Raw genomic sequence first — 23,881 nt, 5'->3', positions numbered from 1 at the left:
ATTAGATCAATTGATACAAAGGCAGAAATAGTATTTGTGTTTCTGAGGGGAACAGGATTTGGTGTAGACAGAATACTGCGGAGTGTTACAATATCACCAGCTTTAAGAACTAGTTTAACAGTAGCAGTCATAGACTGACCTGCTGCATTAAACTCTGCTTGAACTACATTATTAACCGCTATTCCCCAATCTTGAGGATTACCGTTTTGAGTGAATGCTGAAAAATTAATGTTATAGGTGCCGGCAATAGTAATTCCAACTCAATATATTTTGCCAATAGAAAAAGCTTTACAAAATAATTGATTGTATAAATCAATTTACAATAACAAAAATATTATCCGAAATTAATAGGGTTGCTTTGATAACAGCAACACAACTCGAGAAGTTTTATTCTCGATCGCGTTATATAGGTTTCGATATCGGATTAGACGAAAAAGCAAACATATGGATTATCGAAGCAAATTTTAAACCGGATATTCAACTATTTTATTGCTTAGAAGATAAGACAATGTATCGAACTATTTTAACGTACCTGGCAGAATAATTGACTTAAATATCTACTATATCCAATATCCACAATTAATGAACCTGATTTAGTTTGCAAAAGAATGCCAGGAATATACCTCCGAATCCGGAAGATATTTTACCATGTTAAATAACTGCCCAAGGGGGCCCACTGGTATATGCCGGATGAGGGCCCTATTTTTTGGTTAATTTAAGATAATGTTGAATAATTATCCTTAGCTTTTGCCACACTAAAGACTATTAAACATAGTGAGGTGAGGGTATGAAACTGCGCAATAGACCCTGGTGGGTTCTGACCATCGGACTGATTCTCTGTATAGCCCTATCAGGGATAGCCTATGGGGCCTTTGGTGATCGTCTGCTAGGCAGGGGGAGCAAAGGACCCGAAGTCATCGAACTGCAAAAAAAATTGGTACAGTTGGGTTATGTTGTCGGAACGGTTGATGGCAAGTTCGGCTCAAAAACAGAAGCAGCAGTACGGCGTTTTCAAAAGGAACGCGGACTTAGAGTGGATGGATTGGCCGGAACGCAAACCATCAATGAATTAAAGCTCTTAACCGGGGAGAGTACCAATTCGAGTGGAAAGGCAGTTGGCAATAAGAACGTTGACATTAACCTCTTAGCACGTTGCGTATATGGTGAGGCACGGGGAGAACCCTACGTGGGGCAAGTTGCGGTCGCGGCCGTTATACTTAATCGGATTGCAGATCCTGCCTTCCCGAAAACGATAGCTGATATAGTCTATCAGCCCCAAGCCTTTTCATGCGTGGCTGACGGTCAAATATATTTACCGCCTTCTGCATCCGCTATACGTGCTGCCCAGGAAGCGGTAAACGGTTCAGACCCTTCAAAGGGGGCCGTCTTCTTTTTTAATCCAGCCAAGACAAATAATAAATTCATTTGGTCGCGGCCACAGATTATCACGATCGGAAACCATATCTTTACGAAATAGGGGGATGAGTATGCACAGGAAATTGTGGATAGGGGCCTTAACAGCGGCTTTTTTGATCTCCCTGGGCTGGGGATTCTATGAATACCGTCTGGCAGGAGATTATCGCCTGGCAGCGGAGAATAATAGCCATCGGGCCTTGACCGATTTTGCCAGTCATCTTGATCAGTTGGAGACTGATTTGGCTAAAGGAGACGTCGCCAGTAATCCCGCTCAAAAGGTTCTCTACTTTAGCAAAGTCTCAAGTATAAGTAATGCGGCGCTCAAGGATTTTGCCCAAATCCCTGCCGAGCAGACCGGACTTAGTTATATTGGTCAGTTTTTAGTCCAAGCCGGTGATTTTTCTCAGACATTGACCCAACGAATCGCCGGTGGAGGAAAGGTTTCTGAAGAAGAAGAAAAGATGTTAAGAGACATGCATGAGCGGCTCATACCGGTAAATCAGAAAGTTCAAGATTTAATCGTTCGAATGGATACGGATAATATAGTCTGGACAGATCCTACTCCAACCATTAGACAACGGCTGGGGCTTGGCGGCACTCAAATTGCAGAAGCAGCCGCAGATGGGTCTGAAGCCCCAGCAAAATCTGTAAGATCCGGTCTTGACCAATTGGATGCGAGTCTTCAAAAACTTCCGCCGTTTTCATATACAGGAGAATATGCCACACGTGTTGTGCCCAAGCCACTTGGGCTGCCAACTGGAAATGTAACCAAGGATCAAGCACAAGTTACAGCACAGGATTTTTTAAGCAAGGTGGGTTATACCAATATTACTCCGGAATTTGCGGGGGAGTCACAGGGCGATTTAGTCGGGTATACCTGGAAATATAAAGAAGCATATTTAGAAGTCAGCCAGCAGGGCGGGGTTGTAACATTTTACCGGGATCAGCGTTCTATTGAACCCCGGACGCTGAGTCAGGAAGCAGCCGCCGGCAAAGCGAAGATGATCATGCAAGCATTGGGCTGGCAGCTGGTGTTAACTTCAAGTGAGGACTTTGGGGCCTATGTTCAATTCGATTTTGTTGCCGAAAAAGAGGGGGTAAGGATTTATCCGGATAAAGTAAGGCTGCTGATCGCTTTAGACAACGGCCAGCTTGTGGGATTTGATGCTGTACCATATTACGCGTTCCATCAGTCGCGAACCTTCCCAGCTAAAATCACGCTGGATCAGGCGCTTCGGAAATTGCGTTCTGATTTCCAGGTAGCAGAGAGCCGCTTGGCGTTTATCGTTAAAAGTGGGAATCAAGAGGCGTATTGTTATGAATTCCGCGGTAAGTATCAGGGAGAGGAATACCTCTTATACCTAAATGCGGCAACGGGTGCCGAAGAGAAAATCCAAAGGATTCTCAAGACTCCACGCGGCGAATTTCTCCAGTAATAATAGGAATCTAAAAATAAGAGCCTAAGAATATGGGGCTGTGTCATAAGTGAATTCCTTATGAAAACAGCCCCACTTTTAGTATTTGAATAGTATTAATTTTAGTTAAAACCTTTCAGCTTCACTTTTGTCTATTCGACTTGGCGTTTGCAGCTTCGCTTTTTGAGTCTAGCGGGCTAAATTCTCGTCTGGTCGCAAGGTAATGGGCGATCAAATAGATAACAATAAAAAACGGCACAGAATAATAATGTTGCCATATTTTGTGGTCATATATTCCTAAAAATACACTTAGCGGTTGGATAACAAAAGAGCCGAATAATGAATAAGCGAGTGACTTAAAAAAAGGGTTGATATTTGGCTTGAATTGGATTGTCGCCATTACGGATACAGGAAAGAGGGTAAGATTCCAAGGAAAATGAGCAGGTATTATGGGTACCGGCATAATAGGATAGCTCCACAAAGATAGCCAATAGCCATATTTATCAAAATGAGAGGTGATTAAGGCTACGAAAAGACCGGCTGACAACAATCGGTAGGTGCTATCCTTTTTTCGAAACAGCACCCAGAGGATCCATGGTACTATGGTGAGAATTACTACTAACCACCAACGCCAGGTTAAAAAAACATTGTTCAACCAATAGTGGTAAACCTCTCGGAAAAGTATTTGAAATGAGTCATCGAGGGCTCTCATTTTGTCCAGGTTACTCATAAACAATACCACATCCGTCTTCTGCAAAATTGCTAATTTTGCTTAGATTGCCCTTATTAACCTTAGAACATACCAAGAAAATTCCCCTGCAGCTGACCGTTAGAAAATCGTAGGTTGGGTCTGTAACTAAGTAGAATTTAACATAGTTTAGTACGCATTTTGGGGATAGTAAGTTTAAGTACATTAGTTATGCAGGATGAGCTGCTTTTGGGGGCTGCCCTTCTTATAAGGATGGTGTTTATAATGGTTATCACTTTTCAACTAATTTACCGACCGATACTTGCAATTATGTTTTTTCTTTTTTGTTTAAAATGGGGCGACTGGAAAAACTGGAGAAAATATTACCCTACCATGCTTTATGCTGTTGTTTGGGATTTGCTTAATAATTTTTTCACTGTTAATTACCCATTATGGAGGTTGGATCATCCGATACTTAAACAGACATTCAGTGAATTAATAATAGCGTTTGTTTACTATCCCAGTTCAATTCTTCTGTATCTGCCATATGTCCCCAAGGAATCTATCGTCAAACAAATCCTTCAGATTGCTTTTTGGACATTGCTATTCTCCCTACTTGAAGGCATCGCTATTACTACACATAATATAAGTTACTATAACGGCTGGAATTTTTGGTGGTCCGTCGGGTTCAATGTTATAGCGTTTTCCATGATAAGACTTCATTATGAAAATCCGCTACTTGCCTGGCCCATATCGGTTTTATTGTTTCTTATATTTATGGTTATCTTTAAACTTCCATTAAGTAGCCTGTTATGACCTATTTAATTTAACCCTGAAGCGGTTGCGGCCGTGCCAAGACACTTCCTCCAACTTCCTCAAAAAAGAGCGGGCCAATGCAAAGAGAAGGGATCTTCCGGTAGAATGTGACTTGACAGCCCAGGGGGGACGTATTAGTCTAGAATATGATCTGTTTGTCGATGATCATCTGGTCGGATATAATGGGCTGTTGCTAATATAAAGGAGGATTTCCCCCAATGAGTCTCTATGAGGGTATAAAAGTAAGAATTACGAATCAGCTGGCGGAAGCCGCCCAAACTGCGAAAGCGGTCGGAGAGTTAAATTATATAGAATTGCCGGGTTTTGTTTTGGAGGAACCAAGGGAAAGGCAACACGGAGATCTGGCAACAAATTTGGCTATGGTGTTAGCCAAACAAGCGAAACGTTCGCCGCGGGATATAGCCTCCACACTGATTAAACACCTGGACACGACAGGGACATGGATAGAATCCTCTGAAATTGCCGGGGCTGGTTTTATTAATTTCCGCTTAGATCCCATCTGGCTTTCGGATGTCATTAACGAGGTGATAAAAGCCGGAGAACGCTATGGCCAAGTGGATATTGGAAAGGGTCAAAAGGTCCAGGTCGAGTTTGTAAGCGCAAACCCCACTGGGTTGCTACATATGGGCAATGCCCGCGGTGCGGCACTGGGTGACAGCCTCGCTTCGTTACTCTCTATAGCCGGGTATGAAGTCTCCCGCGAATTCTATATTAATGATACAGGGAATCAAATTCATAATTTTGCCTTGTCCCTGGAATCAAGGTATCTGCAACGCCTGGGCCAGGATTCTCCTTTCCCCGAAGGGGGCTATCATGGCGAGGACTTGATTGAAACAGTAAAGGGATTAATTGCTAAAGTAGGGGATAAGTACCTTTCAGTGGAACCGGGACTACGGCGCGAGTTTCTGGTGAGGTATGCTTTGGAAGAAAAGATGCAGGACATCAAGAAAACTCTTCAGGATTTTGGAGTCGAATATGATGTTTGGTTTAACGAACAATCCCTGCATGACTCGGGCGCTGTACGGTCAACCTTGGAAGAACTCGAGAAAAAAGGGTACATTTACGAAAAGGAAGGCGCGCTTTGGCTTAAATCCACTTTGTTTGGAGACGAAAAAGACGAAGTAGTGGTTAGAAGCAATGGAACGCCGACCTATTTTGCTGCGGATATTGCCTACCATCGCAACAAATTTGAACGTGGATTCACGCGGGTAATCAATATTTGGGGTGCTGATCATCATGGACATGTGGCCCGGTTGAAAGGAGCGATATCCGCCTTTGGGTATGACAAAGATAATCTTCAAGTTATCTTGATGCAACTTGTGCGGCTCATTCAAAACGGAGAAGTGGTAAAAATGTCCAAACGTTCTGGTCAGTACATCACGTTACGCGAGCTGATGGACGAGGTTGGCAAAGATGCAGCGCGCTTCTTCTTTAATTTGCGGGATCCTGACTCTACCGTGGACTTTGATCTCGATTTGGCGAAAGCGCAGTCCTCAGATAACCCTGTTTACTATGTGCAATATGCGCATGCTCGAATGTGCAGTATTTTGCGGCAAGCCGAAGAATTTGGAGATCCTGGAACCCCTCCGAGTGAAGAAGACTTAAAACGCCTGGACAGCACAGAGGAACGGGATCTGCTCAAGAAGATGGCTGACTTGCCGAGTGAGGTTAGTATTGCTGCACGTCTTATGGAACCCCATCGCCTGGCCCGTTATGTACTTGATTTGGCCGCTCTCTTCCATACTTTCTATAACAGCCAGCGTGTGCTCGTTGACGACGAGGGTCTGCGCAGGGCTCGTTTGAGCTTAGTGGGGGCCGTGAAACAAATTGTTAGCAATGTGTTGGGAATTCTAGGCGTATCAACTCCGGAAAGGATGTAACTTGGAAATTTTTTTATGTTTAAAGAAACGACAAGCAGGAAATATTTAGGGGTGGGCCGAATATATTGATATTCAAAACGACGAAGGGCGGTGGAGCTGTGACCCACTCTTTAACCAGAAAAGATAAGCCAACAGAAGCAGATATAGCTTATGAGGTACTGAAAGCTCATGGGAACCCCATGCATTATCATAACTTAATCGAAGAAGTACTCCGGCGCTTGGATATTTCCCAGGAGGCCATTCGGATTGCGGCGGCACTCACCCAGATCAACCTGGACACTCGATTTTCGTTCCTCGGACGGGGTGAATGGGGTCTGAAGGTATGGGAGCCCGCTAAAATTCCAAGGCGGCTGGTGCCTGTCTCCATGATGAACAAAGCATCATCTGAGGAGGAAGATAAATCAGATCCGGAAGAATTGGATGAAGATGCCTTAGATGCTTTAGATGAAGATATCTTGGAAACAGATGAAGTTTTTGATGAGACGGATGAGGGTCAGCACGGAGAAAAATGGTAGGAAGGTTCCTTGAAATGTGGCTCATCCTTGACAGCAAAACGTCTTCAAAATGAATATTTGCAGATTTTGACCCGCCAAAGTAGCGGGTTTTCCCATTCTAAAGCTGATTATTTGCCCGGATTTACCGGCCAGGTTATCTATATTTGCGGCGGTTAAAGCATTTACAGTTCACATTCAGTATAGTATAATTGGACAATGAGGGAGGTGGGAGCGTGCTTTTTAAACGTGTGGCCATGATAGCCGATTCAGGCGGCGGAATCGGTGAGGGCGCGGCCAAAAAACTAAATGAATTAGGAGGTAGCGTTGTTATTATCGATGACGACCAGGCAAAAATAGATCTTGTGGTAAAAGCACAACCCACAGGCAAAATTAGTTCCCCAAAAGATATAGCCCCTGTAGCAGTGTTCTTTGCTTCGGATGATACGAGCTATGTTACCGGACAGACTTTTTATTTTTGTAGATGTAAAAGTCTGTTTGCTAATATCGCTTAAGCAAGTAGACATGCGAGGGGGGGTGTGCTACTAATGCAGAAGAACATATCGGAGGGGAACGTTATTAATAACATGCGGATAGTCGAACTTGCGGGTGAATTAGGAGCTTATACGGGTAAGCTCTTTGCGGACCTGGGGGCCGACGTAATTCGTATTGAACCTATGGAGGGAGATCCTACTCGGTTAGAAAAACCCTTTTTTAAAGAAGTTGCCGGAATAGAAAACAGTCTTAGGTATCAATATCTAAATACCAATAAAAAAGGGATTGTTCTGGATATAGCATCTCCCGAAGGGAAAGAGGTCTTTCTAAAGCTAATAAAAACAGCCGATTTGTTGATTGAGAGCTTTCCTCCTGGGCATCTTGAAAGTCTGGGCTTGGGGTATGAATTACTTTCTGTGATTAATCCCAAACTTGTGCATACTGCTATTACACCTTATGGTCAGTTCGGTCCGTATAAGGACTATCCTTTTTCTGACCTGACTTGTTTGGCAATGGGCGGTATGTTATATCTAGCTGGTAATGGGGACGAGAAGCCGGTTCTGGCTCCCGATAAACAATCCTTTTTTCAGGCGGATTTGTATGCTGCCTATGGAAGTATGGTTGCATTAATTAACGCCGACATGACCTCAGAAGGGCAATATGTTGATGTGTCCATTCAAGAGAGTGTTGTCACGGCACAAGAGAACGCGATTCAAGGATATGATTTGGAAGGACGGATTCGCCGCGGAATAGGCTTGGTGGAAGCTGGTAATGGAACCTACAAATGTCAGGACGGTTTTGTATATATCGTAGCATCGATGGGAAGCAATGCTTATTTATGGTACCCCTTAGTAGACTGGATGATTGAAGAAAAAATACCGGGTGCTGAAGTTCTACGGGGCAAAGAATGGGGAACACCGGGGCATCGGAAAAAAAAAGAGTCAATTAATTATTTTAAAACAGTTGTTGAGCAATTCTTAGCAAAATACACTAAACAAAATCTTTATCAAGAAGGTCAGAAGCGTAAAGTAGTGATTTATCCAGTTAATACGCCAAAAGACGTGTTAGAAAATCCTCAATTCTCATATAGAAATTTTTTCAGAGAAATGTATTCGGAGTCAGTGAACGGTACAATTACTTATCCAGGGCCTCCTTACTATTTAGAGAAGATACCTTGGGAATTAAGGAGTGGAGCTCCTGCTTTCGGGCAACACACCGCCGAAGTGTTAAAACACTTGGGTTACTCGGCAGACGATATTAAATCCTTTGTAAAACGGGGTGTCAGCTATGTCAAATAAGCAACCTTTAGAAGGTATCAGGGTTTGCGATTTTTCCTGGGTTGGCGCCGGCCCGTCCACTACCCGGCTATTGTCAGTATATGGAGCAGATGTAATACGACTTGAAAGCAAGACGAGAGTAGATATCCTTCGTCTGATGGGGCCGTATAAAGACGGTATTGCCGGTATTGAGCGTAGTGGTTATTTTAGTAATCGTAATGTTAACAAAAAAAGTATAGATATCAATATGAAAAAACCTCAAGCACGGGACTTAGTCGTTAAACTGATTAAAGAAAGTGATATTATCATTAACAATTTTACCATGGGGGTCATGGAAAAATGGAATCTGGGCTACGAAGAGGTAAAAGAGATAAAACCTGATATTATTTATGTTGCTATGCCTGCTCAGGGTTCAACTGGTCCCCACAAGAGCTATATGGGTTTCGGGGTAGCCATGAATGCTTTGGTGGGTATTAATTATCTCACCGGTTTTCCCGATAAGATACCTTTTGGCATGGGAACTAACTATCCTGACCATGTACCGAACCCGGTCCATACTGCTTTTGCTATTATGGTAGCTCTATTGCACCGGCGGAAAACAGGTCAGGGCCAGTTCGTAGATGTTTCTCAAACTGAGGCGACTTTGGCTGTTTTACCTACGGCAGTCATGAATTATGCGGCAAATGGTAAGGTTCAGGAGCGACTGGGCAACCGTGACCTAAATGTAGCTCCCCATGGGGTTTATGCCACTCAAGGCGACAGAAGGTGGATTGCTATTGCTGTTTCTAATCAATCGGAATGGGAAGCCTTACTAAATGTGATGGGGAACCCCGAATGGGCGGACAGCAAAAAGTTCTCTTCTACGGCTAATCGTTTGGCTAATCAAGATGAACTTGATCGGATGATTGAAGAGTGGACTAAACAACATAAAGCTTATCATCTAATGGAACGATTGGTCCAGGCTGGGGTGAGAGCCGGAGTTGTGCAAAATTCCAAGGATTTGCTGGAAGATCCACAGCTGAATGAGAGGGGTTTTTGGACATATCTAAACCATCGGGAAATGCGCAGGCATGTATATGATGTTTCACCGGCGCATCTGTCCAAAACGCCCGCTCAATTAGATTCATCCGCGCCATTATTGGGGGAGCATACGGATAAGGTTCTGAAGGAAGTCCTGGGATTAAGCGAGGCGGAGATTTCGAAGTTCAGGGAAAAAAAAGTCATTGGTTAAGAGCTAAGAATAAGGGAGGACAAGTAAATGGATTTCCAAATACCAGACGAGTATCTAGAACTAAAAAAGATGGTGCGTAAATTTGTCGAAAGTGAGTTATTTCCATTAGAACAGGAAATAATCAACCGTGAGTCAGCAAGGGGCACAACCGATATGCCCTCCATATCACCGGAAGTAGAAAAGCATTTAATGCAGAGAACTGAGGAATTAGGCTTATGGGGACTTGAGGTTCCCGAAGAATTTGGCGGACAAGATCTAGGCGCCTTGGCGAAGATTGTTGTTGTTGAACAAATGAACCGCTCAATTGTTCAATATACTTTGCCTCCAGATGCTCCAAACCTTAATTTCTTAAAGGAGTGCTGCAATCCGGAACAATACGAAAAATATCTGGTGCCCTATGCCACAGGTAAAAAACGTTCTGCTCTGGCTATGACGGAGCCGAATGCCGGGTCGGACGCCAGTGCTATCTCTACACGGGCTGATTTTAAAAATGGCAAGTGGGTTATAAACGGAACCAAGGCCTGGATCAGTTATGCTCCCAAAGTAGATTTCTTTATCCTGATTGCCATAAATGATAAGGCGAAGGGTAAAAAGGGCGGATTTTCAGCATTTTTGGTTGATAAAGGAACACCTGGATTGAAGATTGAACGCAATGTTAATACTATTGGGGATATGTTTGCTTACGAACTCGTTCTTGAAGACATGGAGTTAGAACCAAGCCAGGTCTTAGGTGAGGTAGGTTATGCTTTTATTCCGTTACAAAACCGTTTTGGAGTACGGAGAATAGAGCTTGCTGCCCGGTGCTGTGGTTATGCAGACCGTCTCATTCAGCTGATGATCGATCAAGCAAACATTAGAGTAACCTTTGGGAAAACTTTGGCGGAACGGCAGGCAGTCCAGTGGTGGATCTCAGACTCAATGATGGAACTGCACGCCGCTCGTCTCATGGTCTATCATGCTGCATGGAAAGTTGATCAGGGTCATAAGGATATGCGTAAAGAAGCAGCCATGTTAAAGGTGTATTGTACAGAAATGCTTTCCAAAATTGCTGACCGTGCTATTCAGGTTCACGGTGGTCTGGGGCTTTCCAAAGAAATGCCCATCGAGTATATTTATCGTCTAGTCCGCATTTTCCGGATTGTTGAGGGTCCTTCGGAAATCCATAGGTGGTTACTTGCCAGAGAAATATTAAAAGATGGTAAACCCTACGAGACATTTAAATAATCTCATTGGCTAAATGAAAGGAGTATGAGCAAAATGGGTGTGCTTTTTACCAAAGAAGGACATGTTGCTACTATTACGTTAAACAGGCCAGAACAATTGAATGCCTTAGACCCTGATTCCTGGAAGGAATTTCATGAGATCCTTCGGTCGGCAAAAGTCGATCCGGAAATTCGCGTTCTGATTTTGACAGGTGCCGGCGAGAAGGCATTCTGTACCGGATCGGATCTCAAAAAGAGTATGCCGCCGGCAACTAATTTTGCCTCAACTTATTTTGAGGAGGAAAATTTGCTGGCGCCAATGGAAATGTGGAAGCCGATTATTTGCGCAATTAACGGCTTTGCTATCGGTGGCGGGCTGGAGATGGCTTTGGCTTGTGATATTCGTATTGCCTCGGAAAAGGCTTCTTTCGGTCTAGCGGAAGTTAAGGTGGGCAGCTTGCCAGGATTGGGAGGTACCCAGCGCTTAATTAGGTTTATCCCGAAGGCCATTGCTATGCGGATGCTCCTGACAGCTGATAGAATTACTGCGGCTGAGGCTTACCGCGTCGGTTTAATCAGCGATATTGTTCCCGCCGATAAGTTAATGGAGACTGCTAAAGCCATAGCTGAAAAGATTGCCTCTAATGCTCCTTTATCCGTTAAAGCGGCAAAAATGGCTGTTGTAGTCGGAGGAGATTTACCGGTCAAACAAGCTTCCCAAATGGAATATTTACTTTGGGGCATATTGCGTGATACCGAAGATAGGATTGAAGGACGCGTAGCCTTTGCTGAAAAAAGACCTCCTGTCTACAAGGGTAGATAAAGACAGCGACTAAACTTTTGAGTCGCAAGAGTAAACCCTGCACCTCGGTGCAGGGTTTCTATTTTGACAGCCCACCTCAACGTCAGTGCATGAAAAAATTATGTGCCGGCTGAGAAAGGATGTCCTTTATCTTGACATCCTTTTCGAGTCTAGCTAAAATAGAACAGTGGGATTAAAATATATTCTTTCTGACATTAGAAATGAAGCTAGTGCGGCTCTTGAACTAGCTTTATTTATGTGCTTTGTTGAGAAAATAGATTGTCCGGTAAGATATATTTCTACTGCTTAGATTGAGAAACTGGGTATACATTTTAAGGCCTGAAAGGAAATGGTAAAGCGCATGACAAAATTTATTTTCGTAACGGGCGGGGTTGTGTCTTCCCTTGGCAAAGGAATCACGGCTGCATCCTTGGGATGTCTTCTGAAAAATAGGGGTCTAAAAGTGGCAATCCAAAAATTCGATCCCTATATTAATGTTGACCCCGGAACTATGAGCCCGTATCAACACGGTGAAGTGTTCGTTACAGATGACGGGGCGGAGACAGATCTGGATTTAGGCCACTATGAGCGCTTTATTGATGTGCCGGTTTCGAAAAATAGTAATGTAACGACAGGTAAAATATACTGGTCAGTCATCCAAAAGGAACGTAAAGGGGATTATCTGGGTGGGACTGTTCAAGTCATTCCGCATATTACCAATGAAATCAAAGAAAGGATCTACCGCGTGGCACGAGAAAGTCATCCGGACTTCGTGATTACCGAGATCGGCGGAACCGTCGGAGATATCGAATCCCTTCCCTTTCTCGAAGCAATCCGGCAGATGAAAAATGACATTGGGCGAGAGAATGTCATCTACATACATGTTACTTTAGTCCCTTATTTACGCATGTCCGGAGAACTAAAAACAAAACCGACACAGCACTCTGTTAAAGAATTGCGGGGAATCGGCATTCAGCCCACTATTATTGTTTGCCGCTCAGAGAAAGAACTTTCCAGTGATATGAAGGAGAAGCTGGCCCTGTTCTGTGACGTTGAACTGGAAGCTGTCATACAGTGTTTGGATGCGCCAACTATTTATGAAGTCCCTTTGAAGCTCCAGGAGGAAGGGCTTGATAATATTGTTCTTAGTCGCGCAGGCATTGAGGCTCCTCCCGCTGATATGACAGAGTGGAAAGCTATGGTGGAGAGATTCAAATCCCCGGTGCGGGAGACCGAGATTGCGATTGTTGGAAAATACGTAGAACTCCCTGATGCCTACTTGAGTGTTGCTGAGGCTTTAAGGTCGGCAGGGACCGAGCATGGGGCAAAAGTGAATGTGCGTTGGGTAAATTCAGAGAACATTGAAGAAGAAGACGTTGAACAGTACCTAACCGGCATTGACGGAATCCTTGTTCCCGGAGGGTTTGGCAACCGGGGAGTTGAGGGTAAAATTAAAGCGATTCGTTATGCGAGAGAACAAAAAATTCCTTTCTTAGGACTTTGCCTTGGGTTGCAAACTGCGATCATAGAATTTGCCCGTAATGTCTGTGGTATGGAACGGGCCAACAGCACGGAATTTGATGCCGATACACCCTATCCGGTCATCGACATCCTCCCGGAGCAAAAAGATATTGAAGAAAAGGGCGGCACCATGCGCTTAGGCATTTCCCCTACGAAGTTAGTGGAGGATAGCCTTGTACAGAAAGCGTATCAAGATGAAGTCGTTTATGAGCGTCACCGTCACCGCTTTGAAGTGAATAACCAGTTCCGTTCTGAGCTCGAGGAGGCAGGGCTGAAGTTCTCGGGGACAACGCTGGATGGCCGTCTGGTAGAGATTATTGAATATCCGGATCATCCATGGTTTGTGGCTTCCCAGTTCCATCCGGAATTTAAATCCCGTCCGAACCGTGCGCATCCGCTCTTCAGAGAGTTTATTCGAGCGGCGCTAAAGGACTAGTGTGACACTGCGCTTGTGTAACACTTACTTTGATTTATACTTTGGGTGATTACCTGTTATGGGGGTTATAGGCCATGCAATGCAGCAGTTCAAAGTTCTATAAGATTATTGGAGCAATATGCTCAATTATCGTATCAATACCATACATTATACATGCATATGGTCCAACAGAAAGAGAGGTTGTAATCTGGGGTGTGTTTTCATTAGCTTGGGGTATTATACTTCTGTTTTTATCTATTTCCATGTATGAAAAGATAGTTACATATATAGGCTTTGTTATAGTTGGATTAATACAGATACCACCAATTATTCTGTGGTTTACTTTTCATGGATATGGAATATCTGATAATACACCTTCAAGTAGTTTTATTGCTCATTGGGGATATGGTATACCTCATATAATTATTTTCTTAATATGCGCAGCTATTTTGTATAAGAGAATTAATTTAAAAACATAAGGTTTTGTATGGAAGAGGGCGTACAACAGAGTGTTCTCAAAATCTGAGAGAATATGAATGTAATAACCAGACTTCGGGAACACACGGGACGATGTACGAACTTTGAATATCGGACCTCGCGCTTCGCACCTCGCCTTAGGAGAGTTCTGCTAAACCTTGGCTTAAGAGTTTGGCACGAACTCTTCTCTGTATAATAGTGAGTCGCTGATTAGTAGAGCAAAATCTTGGAAAGAATGGCAAGAGGAAGGGGACTGAACCGGTGGCCTATGTTGCAAGGTGGCTCGATAAAAGTGGACAGACACGCTTTAATGCTTTTTTGGCCAAGCATCCAAAAGGGCATGTGCTCCAGTCTTGGGAGTGGGGAGAGATTAAGAGCCGGACAGGATGGTTACCCTGGCGGTTGGTTATTGAAGAAAACAAAGAGATTGTTGCGGCAGCCTCTATTCTTGAACGCAAAATCCCGGTAGTGGGTATTCCCATTTTTTACATTTCCCGCGGACCGGTGCTGGACTGGAAGAATATCGAGCTATTAGATTTGGTACTCGCGGAGATTCGCAAGTTAGCGAAAGCCCGCGGGGCAATTTTTTTAAAGGTGGACCCTGATCTGCCGTCTTCAGAAAAAGAACTGGAGCAATATCTGCTTTCCAGAGGATTTCGCTCTGCCGAGAGTGGTAAGGGCTTTGAAGGGGTTCAACCAAAGTACGTGTTTCGTTTGGATATTTCTCCGGATGAGTTGACTTTACTGGCAAATATGCAACAAAAAACACGTTATAATATCCGCCTGGCACAGAAAAAAGGGGTGCAGATCCGACGCGGCACTCGAGAAGATTTACCGGAGTTTTATCGGGTTTTAAAGGAAACGACCGAGCGCGATCGCTTCTTGGTGCGGGCCTATTCTTATTTTGAAGACCTCTATGATTCCTTGGTCCCTGTAGGCATGGGAGAATTATTTATTGCCGAGTATGAAGGAAAAATCATAGCGGGTACTTTGGCCTTTGTCATTGGAGATAAAGCCTGGTATATCTATGGAGCTTCGTCAAATTCACATCGTAATGTCATGCCTAATTACTTAATTCAGTGGGAAATGATTCGTTGGGCAAAGTCGCTGGGCTGTACGCTCTATGATTTCCGAGGGGTTCCCGGGCATTTGACGGAAGATAATCCGCTTTACGGTCTTTATCGATTTAAGAAGGGGTTTAACGGAGAGTACACGGAATTTATCGGAGAATGGGACATAGTGTATCGCCCGGTAATTTATTTTCTCTGGAACCACTTGGAACCGATCTATTCGGACGTATTAAAGGGAATAATCGGTAAGCTGCGGCAAATACGGAGGGGATAAGACCATGGCTGGAACCTGGATTGAAGTTGACCTTGATGCCGTAGTGGGGAATTATCAAGAAATAATTAAGCACCTTAGTCCTGAAGCTAAGTGTATGGCAGTTGTGAAAGCAGATGCCTATGGCTTAGGTGCGGTAGAAGTCGCGCGTGCCTTGGCGCGAGCCGGATGTGAAGCGTTTGCGGTCACAAGAGTTGAAGAAGGGCTGATCTTGCGGGAGCATGGCATAGAGGGGCTAATCCTGGTGCTGGGGCCAACCACACAGGAAGATTGGTCTGCGGCCATTGCGGCACGGTTACAGTTAACGCTTTCCGAACTATCTTCGATTGTGGAGTTGAATAAGGTTTGTTCGGCTCTGGAATCGGAAAATTCTCCGCTAGTCCAGGTGCATCTCAAGGTAGAAACTGGCATGGGGAGAACAGGTTTTCAGTTCTCCGAACTGGAAGCGCTTTCTTATGTCCTGGAAAAAGCGCCCCATCTTCAGGTTGCAGGAGTCTATACTCACTTCGCTCGTGCAGCCCGTAGGGATAGGGTCTATACATTAAGGCAATATGAACGCTTTATTTCCTTTACGACCCGTCTGGGAGAATTGGGAATTCATCCGACTTGGAAACATGTCTGCAACAGTGCGGCATTTCTCGATTACTCCGAGTGGCACCATGACTTTGTGCGAATCGGGACATTGTTGATCGGACATTATCCGGGGCAAGGATTCAAAGGAAAATTAAAGTTAAGCGACCCCTGGGTTGCTAAAAGCAGGATAGTTCATCTGCGTAAAGTCCCCAAAGGCACTTATGTAGGGTATCAAAGTATCTATCGTACGAAGGCTGAGACTCAGCTTGCTGTGATCCCTGTGGGGTATGCGGATGGATTTGGGTTGGAACCGCGTTTCACACCCCAGGGATGGATTGATTTCCTTAAAATAGTGATTAAAAATCTTGCGGCATTGTTTGGTTTTTTCCTCGGGCTGGAACGGGTGGAACTTAAGGGGAAGACGGTTCGCGTTGCCGGAAAAATAGGTATGCAGCTAACTGTGATTGATGTGGGAATGCAGGATTGCGCCCTGGGGGATGAGGTTAGAATCCCTTTACGCCGGACTGTGGCAAACCCTCGAATCCCCAGGAGATATAGACAAGATGGACAAATGTTCTCAGAATGGGTTATAAAAGAAGGAGTTTTACCATTTTCACAGAATATTCTATATGAGATAAACATAAGGGAAAGGAATGAAGGAAGTGGGTAAAATTCTTGTTGTAGATGACCAATTTGGTGTGCGGCGCCTGCTCTTCGAGACCTTCCAGGAGGATAAACATGAAGTTGCAATGGCGGAGAACGGAGAGGAAGCACTGCAGTTACTGAGTGACTTTAAGCCAGATCTTATATTGATGGATATGAAAATGCCAAGAATGAACGGGATGGAAACATTAAAACAAATTCGTGCCTTAGAATATCAAGTTGGTGTGATTATGATGACGGCCTATGGTGATTCTCAGAACTTGGAGCAAGCAAAGGACCTTGGGATTCTCTTTTATTTGGCTAAGCCCTTTGATTTGTTTGAGCTGAGAGCACGGGTGAGGGAAATTTTACCGGTGTCCTAATAGTAAACACAGGTGATCGCCTAACAATATATACTATTTTGTTAGGCTAAAGGCAGGAAAATCCTCTTGTATGACGAAGTATAAAGTGAATGAAGTATATGCTGTAGGAAGAGGAGAGAATTATGATTCTAACAACAAATACGACGATCGCTATTCAATGTTCCCAATGCGGTAAGTTAGAATTCCATGCCCTCTCTCTCTTTGCATTTTCTCGGCGAGGTCGAAAGAACCTGCTATGTGGTTGCGGTCTTCAGCATATGTCCGTAACCAGCGGTAACCTTCAGCAGTTTAACGTCACTTATGCTTGCGCTTACTGTGGGGAGACCCATTATTTACGATTAAATCGGCATACCCTATGGGGTTATAACAAGCTGCCGCTTATTTGTCCTGCCGTGGAAGCTCCTGTCGGATATATTGGGCCTCGACAGAAAGTTACCCAAGCCTGTCATGAACAAGAACAATCCATTGGGGAATTGGCAGCAGGGCTAGGTTATGAGGAAGATTTCGAAAATCCTGAAGTGATGCTAAGGATTTTAGATTATCTCCATCATCTGGCCAAGCAAGGAGATTTAGGGTGTGCTTGCGGAAACCTTCAGCTATCTTTCGAGTTGTTACCGGATCGCATCGAACTTTATTGTGAATTCTGTGAAGCAGTGGGGGTAATTTATGCGGACAGTTCGGATAATGTCCGGCAAATCGAAGGAATAAATTCGATGTATCTGGAAGAGAATAAAACTTTGCATATAAATAATCCACTGCGTGGTCAGCATCTCTCCAAGACTAACGAGGAGGTAAAAAAATAGCATTAGAAAGAAGGCAACCTCATGGAGTTTTTCTTAGACACGGCGAATATTGATGAAATAAAACAAGCTTGGGATATGGGCGTGATTGCCGGTCTTACGACGAATCCCAGTTTAGTGGCTAAGGAAGGTAAGGATTTTCACGAACTCCTTAACATTGTGACAGGGATCGTGGATGGACCAATAAGCGCAGAAGTTATTGCGCTTGATCATCAGGGAATGCTGCAAGAAGCAAGGGTGTTAGCAGCAATTCATGAGAATATTGTGGTCAAGATTCCGATGACTGAAGCCGGTCTCAAAACAGTCAAAGCCTTAAGGGCAGATAAAATCAAGACGAATGTAACGCTTGTGTTTACAGCGAACCAAGCGCTGCTGGCAGCACGAGCGGGCGCCACTTATGTCAGTCCATTTCTGGGTCGTCTGGATGACATCGGTGAAAATGGGCTGAACTCGCTGGAAGATATGTGCGAGATTTTTCAAGTGCATAGACTTGAAACAAAAATTATTGCGGCAAGCATTCGAAACCCTGTGCATGTCACGGAAGCAGCGAAAATCGGAGCAGATTATGCAACAGTTCCATTTGGCGTTTTGCGGCAGTTATTTCGTCACCCTTTGACAGACGCTGGGATCGATAAGTTTTTAGCCGATTGGCAAAAACTTAGTAAATTGTAGTTGTGCTACTGGTTGGAGTAAATACGATGTTGGATAATTGACAGGTTGGTATCCTCCTATCTGAATCAACAGATAAGTGGATACCAACTTTTTTAATACAGTTTATATACAATTTATACTCTAATTTCGGTTGAAAATGCGTCAAAAGTATGTCACAATCAAGTTATTAAGACCAATGTGATGACATAATAATAAATGCGTGCAGCATTTGAGTTCCTAAGGAATTTGTCGAATACTGGAAGGGACAGATCCTGAGTGAGCGAGACTCGCATCGAGCATGGGGGGATGTAATTTGAATAATTTCAAAACCAAAGATCTGATGAAGCAGCAGGATTATCTTGAACTCCTGTCTCAAAAATTTCGTACTATCTCACAAGCCGCATCTGAGGTCATTAACCTCAAATCCATTTTGAATCTTCCCAAAGGTACGGAGCATTTTCTTACCGATCTTCACGGAGAATATGGAGCCTTTAACCATGTGATGAAAAATGCCTCGGGCGTTGTAAAAAGAAAAATCAATGATGTGCTGGGAAAAACACTCTCTCAAAATGATATCAATGAGCTTGCCTCACTCATCTATTATCCTGAAGAAAAGCTTCAGCTGGTCAAAGAGAGGGAGGTTAACCTTACCGATTGGTATAAGATCACCATTTACAGGCTGATTCAGGTGTGCAGGGACGCTTCGTCAAAATATACCCGTTCCAAGGTCAGAAAAGCACTTCCTCCGGATTTTGCTTACATCATCCAGGAACTGTTGCATAAGGATGAGGACCGGTCCAATAGAAAAGAATACTACAATCAAATCATCGATACTATTGTAGAACTGGATAGTGCAGAAGACTTTATTATAAATATCTCAAATGTGATCCAGAAGCTCACCGTTGACCATCTGCATATCATCGGCGACGTCTACGACAGGGGACCGGGACCGCATTACATCATGGATACCCTAATGAAACATCATTCCGTGGATATTCAGTGGGGAAACCACGACATTCTCTGGATGGGTGCCGGTGCAGGTGACAGCGCCTGCATTTCCAACGTAGTCCGCATCTGCTTGAGATACGCTAACATGGATATTTTGGAAGAAGGCTACGGGATCAATCTCTTCCCCCTTGCTACATTTGCCTTGACTACCTATAAGGGAGATGATTGCCGCAAATTCAAACCAAAAATCAGCGCCAACGATATCGTACCGGATTCGGATATTGATCTTCTCTCAAAAATGCATAAGGCTATCACGATTATCCAGTTCAAACTCGAGCATGAAATTGCCTTAAACCACCCGGAATATGATCTTTTTGATCGGTTGCTCCTGGATAAAATCAATTATGAGGAATACACCATCAACGTCGGAGACGTAGTATACAAACTAAATATCCAAACCTTCCCGACCATCGACCCAAAAGAACCCTGGAAGCTGACCGAAGAAGAAAAATTGGTTATTGACAAGCTAAGGTATTCATTCCTGAAGAGTGAAAAGCTCCAACAACATATCAGGTTCATGTTCGCCAAAGGCAGCATGTATCTAAAATACAACTCCAACCTGTTGTTCCATGCATCTATTCCCATGAATCCTGACGGGACCCTGAAGAAATTAAAATTCAACGGTGAGGAAGACTCAGGCATGGCCTTGTTGGACAAGATGGAGCAATGGGTCAGGGAAGCTTATTTCGGCAGGGAAACCAAGGACAACACTACAGATTTTTTCTGGTACCTATGGTGCCATCAGGATTCCCCGCTATTCGGCAAAGACAAGATGGCAACCTTGGAAAGGTATTTCATTGATGACAAAACTCCCCACAAGGAACGCTTTACCCCCTATTTTACTTTGGTCAATGATGAAAATATTGCAAAGATGATCCTTAAGGAGTTTGGACTTGATCCGGAGAAGGGACATATCATCAATGGACATGTCCCTGTAAAGACCGGCAAAGGGGAGAGCCCAATAAAAGCCAATGGTAGATTATTGGTTATTGACGGCGGATTTGCGAAAGCCTATCAAAGAGAAACAGGGATCGCCGGATATACTCTGATCTTTAATTCCTACGGTCTGCAGCTGGTAAGCCATCAGCCTTTCGAATCCGTGGAAAAATCGGTAAACGACGGAATCGATATCCGCTCGACAGTAAGCGTTGTTGAGAAGGTTGTTGAACGGAAGAAGATAGCGGATACCGATATTGGCCAGAAGCTGAAAAAACAGATCTATTATCTGGAGATGCTCTTAGGCGCTTTCCGTAAAGGTGTTATCAAAGAAAAAATCTAATGACTAACCCTATTTTTTCAGAAGAGATTTGAATTCTTCGATTTTCCGGACGGGGCGCTGACAAGTAAAGTTTTGACACAGATAAGCTATAACATGACTTGGCTCAATGGGGTAATCCTTAGTCCAGGGAATAATTTCAGGCAGGCTTCCTTCCTGGTAAAGAACTGAAGAGTAAGGACGAAACTCGGCAAAGAAAATTTGACGCATTTCAGGAAGTTCTCCGTTTTCGAGCGAACCTGCCAGAATTAATTCCTGACTTGGATGAAGAGCAAACTGTAGGGCTTGGAGAAAGGCTGTATATCCTGAGGGATGTTCCTCCAGAACGGGGCGAAAAGAGAGAAGCTGTTGTTCGGCTTGCTTTTCCCAGCGTTCATCACCGGTTAGGCGCGCCAGCCGCAGAAGGTTGAGCGCAGTGATCGAGTTGCCGGAAGGGAGGGCTCCGTCATAACTTTCTTTAGGCCGGAAGAGAAGCTCTTCGGCATCAGAATCAGAGCCGGTAAGAAAGTACCCTCCGTCTTCTTCGTCCATAAAGAGCCGTTCCAGTTCCTCTCGGAGGCGGAGTGCGGTTTTTAGATATTGAGGTTGACCACTGGCGGAGTAAAGTTCCAGGAGCCCCCAAATGAAAAAGGCATAATCGTCCAAGTACCCAAGGTAGGCTGCTTCCCCTTCGCGGAAACGGGCCAGGAGTCGCCCATCATTTCGCACAAGGTGGCTGAGGACAAAATCTGCGGCCTTGGCGGCGGCTTCCAGGTAGATGCCTTTTCCAAGAACTTGGGCTCCTCTCGCCAAGGCAGCGATCATAAGTCCGTTCCAGGCTGTTAAAATTTTATCGTCCTTATGAGGGTGGATTCGTTTCTCCCGTGCGGCGAATAGGCTTTGGCGTGCGTTTTCCAGGGAACTTAATACCTGATCCTTGGTCAGGGCATTGTCCCGGGCGATTTTAGCTAAAGCTCCAAGTAATAAATTGGGGTTATTTTTTCCTTCAAAGTTACCATCAGAGGAGATATCATAAACAGCGCAGTACTTTGCGGCTGTCTCCTTGTCCAGTACGGCTTCAATTTCTTCGGGAGTCCAAACATGGAATTTTCCTTCGACTCCTTCAGCGTCGGCATCTTCCGCGGAATAAAAACCACCTTCCGGGGAGGTCATGTCACGAAGGATATATGTAAAAATTTCTTGTGCTATTCGAGCATCCTCTTGACGGTGCTCGAACTGATAGCTTTCCAGGTAGGCAAAGGCGAGCAGGGCATTATCATAGAGCATTTTTTCGAAGTGAGGGATTAACCACTTCTCGTCCGTACTGTACCTCGCAAACCCGAACCCGATATGATCATAGATTCCCCCGAGGGCCATTCCATCAAGGGTTTTACGGACCATTTCCCGGGCTTTGTCCTGCGGGTGGTCCTCTGCATAGCGAAGGAGAAAGGTTAGGGTATGGGGCGTAGGAAATTTCGGAGCACGGCCGAATCCTCCGTAACGGGCATCAAAGCTGCGGGTCAAGTCCGCATAAGCTTTTTTGATAATTTGTTCCCCCCATGTTTGCATGGCTTCGGAAGCGGAACCCTTGCCGTTTTGCAGTAAAACAGCGCCAGCCAAAGGGGAGGATTGGATCGCTGCTTTATTTGTACCGGTACGTCCGGAATGAACTGCAGAAACTATTTTATCGGCAGACTCCCGCAATTTACCTTCGCTTGTGTTCCAGAGAGTCCCCACTTGTTCCAAGAGTTCCATAAGTCCTGGACGTCCATAATGCTGCGTTTTTGGAAAGTAGGTTCCGGCGAAAAAGGGCTTTTTCGCAGGTGTCATAATGATAGTGAGCGGCCAACCACCCGATCCGGTAAGGGCCTGACAGAATTCCATGTACAGATGGTCAACATCAGGGCGTTCTTCGCGGTCAACCTTAATGGAGATAAAATAGCGATTAAGTACAGCAGCAGCAGCCTGGTCTTCAAAGGATTCACGCTCCATGACATGACACCAGTGACAAGTCGCTTGTAGCAGACAACTACGAATACCCAATAGATAAGAAAATAGGCTTGTTCTCAGCTTTCGCTTTTTGAAAAGCTTCATCTCCCCAAGGAAACCAATCTACGGGATTTTCAGCATGTTGAAGCAGATAGGGTGATTTTTCCTTGGATAATCTATTGGGCTTATTTTTAGTAGTCATTGGGCAACACCTCCTTTTTTGAGGTATATTTTTAATAGTTTCATTATACTATATATGTTATACCCTAAAAGCGGGGTAAATATGATGAATTTGAATAGTCCTTTCAGGTCCGTTTCAGATGCCATTCAGAAGGTGATTGTCCCCTTTGCCGCAAAACAAAAAGACCGCCGTAGCGATCTTTTGAATTGTTTATTTTATTTTAATTCGATGGCTACAACAATGCCAGCCAATCCCGTTTGGCGTAGAGTATCCGAATCACCGTGACAATTTTTCTTGCTTCGGATATCTTATAAAAAATAATATAATTCTCTACTAGTTGCTTTCGTATTCCTAAGGAAGCCAGCCTTTCATCCGATACCGGTGTGTTTCTGTGCGGCATTTCCTCCAAACTTAGAACGACACCACCGATTTTATCCACTAACTTTATGGCAATAGCAGGTTCTAAAAGCTCTCCCGTGATATAACGGCCTATTTCTATTAAATCGTTTTTCGCCGGTTCGGTAATGCGGATGGTATAAATGCTCAATTAAACCAACCCTTTCCGAATATCCTCCAACGCCTCGCGGAAGGGGCTTGTTTTACCCTGTTCAGCCGCTTTCAGTCCATCGTCCAGCAACTTATAAAGTTCGAATTTCCCGGCAAGCTTCTCATAGGTTTCAATACTCATCACTGCTAAATCACCCTGCCCATTCTTTGTGATATAAACAGGTTCCTTGTATTTATGGCAGAACTCAGAAATTTCGTTGTATTTATTTCTCAAGTCCGAACTCGGTCTGATGTTAGGCATTTTGCTCACCTCCACATCTATTATATGCATATTATATCAATAAAACGATATATAAGCAATACTACATTCTTTTTATCATTTTCCTGATGATTGTTAAATTCCA

At 44.2% G+C, this 23,881-nt stretch carries 22 protein-coding genes and 1 pseudogene; 19 read left to right on the top strand and 4 right to left on the bottom strand.

The window, feature by feature from the left end; all coding sequences use genetic code 11:
* Positions 1–295: 295 nt before the first annotated feature.
* The 3 genes from AC6I5A_RS03225 (at position 296) to AC6I5A_RS03215 (ending at position 2,852) form a co-directional block, all read left to right on the top strand.
* The gene (locus AC6I5A_RS03225; RefSeq protein ID WP_497900455.1) at positions 296–544 is read left to right on the top strand and encodes a YheC/YheD family protein; all 249 of its coding nucleotides are present in this window, start codon (positions 296–298) and stop codon (positions 542–544) included.
* 243 nt (positions 545–787) lie between these two features.
* The gene (sleB, locus tag AC6I5A_RS03220; protein ID WP_034611631.1) at positions 788–1,477 is read left to right on the top strand and encodes a spore cortex-lytic enzyme; all 690 of its coding nucleotides are present in this window, start codon (positions 788–790) and stop codon (positions 1,475–1,477) included.
* Between the two features lie 10 nt (positions 1,478–1,487).
* Complete coding sequence (locus tag AC6I5A_RS03215) at positions 1,488–2,852, top strand: PepSY1/2 domain-containing protein (RefSeq protein WP_034611629.1); 1,365 nt, start codon at positions 1,488–1,490, stop codon at positions 2,850–2,852.
* 121 nt (positions 2,853–2,973) lie between these two features.
* Here AC6I5A_RS03215 and AC6I5A_RS03210 read toward each other — a convergent pair whose 3' ends face one another.
* Entirely contained in the window at positions 2,974–3,561 is a 588-nt protein-coding gene (locus AC6I5A_RS03210) for a CBO0543 family protein (protein WP_052167862.1), read from the bottom strand.
* Positions 3,562–3,750: 189 nt separating this feature from the next.
* On the opposite strand from AC6I5A_RS03210, the gene AC6I5A_RS03205 reads away from it, so the two are divergent.
* From AC6I5A_RS03205 to AC6I5A_RS03130, 16 genes are all read left to right on the top strand, one after another.
* On the top strand, positions 3,751–4,335 hold the full coding sequence (locus AC6I5A_RS03205; protein WP_052167861.1) for a CBO0543 family protein: 585 nt from the start codon (positions 3,751–3,753) through the stop codon (positions 4,333–4,335).
* Between the two features lie 218 nt (positions 4,336–4,553).
* Positions 4,554–6,236, top strand: coding sequence for an arginine--tRNA ligase (gene argS / locus AC6I5A_RS03200; protein WP_034611628.1), 1,683 nt, complete (start codon positions 4,554–4,556; stop codon positions 6,234–6,236).
* Positions 6,237–6,301: 65 nt separating this feature from the next.
* A complete protein-coding gene (rpoE, locus tag AC6I5A_RS03195; RefSeq protein ID WP_034611626.1) occupies positions 6,302–6,751 on the top strand; it encodes a DNA-directed RNA polymerase subunit delta in 450 nt (149 codons plus the stop codon).
* 212 nt (positions 6,752–6,963) lie between these two features.
* Complete coding sequence (locus AC6I5A_RS03190; RefSeq protein WP_034611624.1) at positions 6,964–7,242, top strand: SDR family oxidoreductase; 279 nt, start codon at positions 6,964–6,966, stop codon at positions 7,240–7,242.
* 33 nt (positions 7,243–7,275) lie between these two features.
* A complete protein-coding gene (locus tag AC6I5A_RS03185) occupies positions 7,276–8,520 on the top strand; it encodes a CaiB/BaiF CoA transferase family protein (protein WP_034611623.1) in 1,245 nt (414 codons plus the stop codon).
* A complete protein-coding gene (locus AC6I5A_RS03180; RefSeq protein WP_034611621.1) occupies positions 8,510–9,730 on the top strand; it encodes a CaiB/BaiF CoA transferase family protein in 1,221 nt (406 codons plus the stop codon). Before AC6I5A_RS03185 ends, AC6I5A_RS03180 begins: the two co-directional genes overlap by 11 nt.
* A gap of 27 nt (positions 9,731–9,757) precedes the next feature.
* Positions 9,758–10,954: an acyl-CoA dehydrogenase family protein gene (locus tag AC6I5A_RS03175; RefSeq protein WP_034611619.1), complete on the top strand. Its 1,197-nt coding sequence runs from the start codon at positions 9,758–9,760 to the stop codon at positions 10,952–10,954.
* Positions 10,955–10,987: 33 nt separating this feature from the next.
* Positions 10,988–11,755: an enoyl-CoA hydratase/isomerase family protein gene (locus tag AC6I5A_RS03170; RefSeq protein WP_034611617.1), complete on the top strand. Its 768-nt coding sequence runs from the start codon at positions 10,988–10,990 to the stop codon at positions 11,753–11,755.
* A 340-nt stretch (positions 11,756–12,095) separates the two neighbouring features.
* Positions 12,096–13,691: a CTP synthase gene (pyrG, locus tag AC6I5A_RS03165; protein ID WP_034611616.1), complete on the top strand. Its 1,596-nt coding sequence runs from the start codon at positions 12,096–12,098 to the stop codon at positions 13,689–13,691.
* Positions 13,692–13,765: 74 nt separating this feature from the next.
* Positions 13,766–14,149, top strand: a complete 384-nt coding sequence (locus tag AC6I5A_RS03160) for a hypothetical protein (protein ID WP_034611614.1) — start codon at positions 13,766–13,768, stop codon at positions 14,147–14,149.
* 259 nt (positions 14,150–14,408) lie between these two features.
* Positions 14,409–15,491, top strand: a complete 1,083-nt coding sequence (locus AC6I5A_RS03155) for a lipid II:glycine glycyltransferase FemX (protein ID WP_034611612.1) — start codon at positions 14,409–14,411, stop codon at positions 15,489–15,491.
* Between the two features lie 4 nt (positions 15,492–15,495).
* Entirely contained in the window at positions 15,496–16,731 is a 1,236-nt protein-coding gene (alr, locus tag AC6I5A_RS03150; protein ID WP_052167860.1) for an alanine racemase, read from the top strand.
* Complete coding sequence (locus AC6I5A_RS03145; RefSeq protein ID WP_497900452.1) at positions 16,724–17,086, top strand: response regulator; 363 nt, start codon at positions 16,724–16,726, stop codon at positions 17,084–17,086. Before alr ends, AC6I5A_RS03145 begins: the two co-directional genes overlap by 8 nt.
* 122 nt (positions 17,087–17,208) lie before the next feature.
* Positions 17,209–17,889, top strand: coding sequence for a hypothetical protein (locus AC6I5A_RS03140; protein ID WP_034611609.1), 681 nt, complete (start codon positions 17,209–17,211; stop codon positions 17,887–17,889).
* 21 nt (positions 17,890–17,910) lie between these two features.
* A complete protein-coding gene (gene fsa / locus AC6I5A_RS03135) occupies positions 17,911–18,558 on the top strand; it encodes a fructose-6-phosphate aldolase (protein WP_034611608.1) in 648 nt (215 codons plus the stop codon).
* Between the two features lie 277 nt (positions 18,559–18,835).
* Positions 18,836–20,824: a fructose-bisphosphatase class III gene (locus AC6I5A_RS03130; RefSeq protein ID WP_034611606.1), complete on the top strand. Its 1,989-nt coding sequence runs from the start codon at positions 18,836–18,838 to the stop codon at positions 20,822–20,824.
* A gap of 9 nt (positions 20,825–20,833) precedes the next feature.
* Here the strand turns inward: AC6I5A_RS03130 and AC6I5A_RS03125 are convergent.
* The 3 genes and pseudogenes from AC6I5A_RS03125 to AC6I5A_RS03115 form a co-directional block, all read right to left on the bottom strand.
* Positions 20,834–22,991: pseudogene (locus AC6I5A_RS03125) on the bottom strand (thioredoxin domain-containing protein).
* Between the two features lie 211 nt (positions 22,992–23,202).
* On the bottom strand, positions 23,203–23,517 hold the full coding sequence (locus tag AC6I5A_RS03120) for a type II toxin-antitoxin system RelE/ParE family toxin (protein ID WP_034611602.1): 315 nt from the start codon (positions 23,515–23,517) through the stop codon (positions 23,203–23,205).
* Positions 23,518–23,778, bottom strand: a complete 261-nt coding sequence (locus tag AC6I5A_RS03115; RefSeq protein ID WP_034611601.1) for a type II toxin-antitoxin system Phd/YefM family antitoxin — start codon at positions 23,776–23,778, stop codon at positions 23,518–23,520.
* Between the last annotated feature and the right edge of the window lie 103 nt (positions 23,779–23,881).

It is taken from the genome of Desulfosporosinus sp. Tol-M2 (assembly GCF_059735615.1).
The sequence above is the reverse complement of the archived record's forward strand: the minus strand, read 5'-3'. Positions and strand labels throughout refer to the sequence as shown.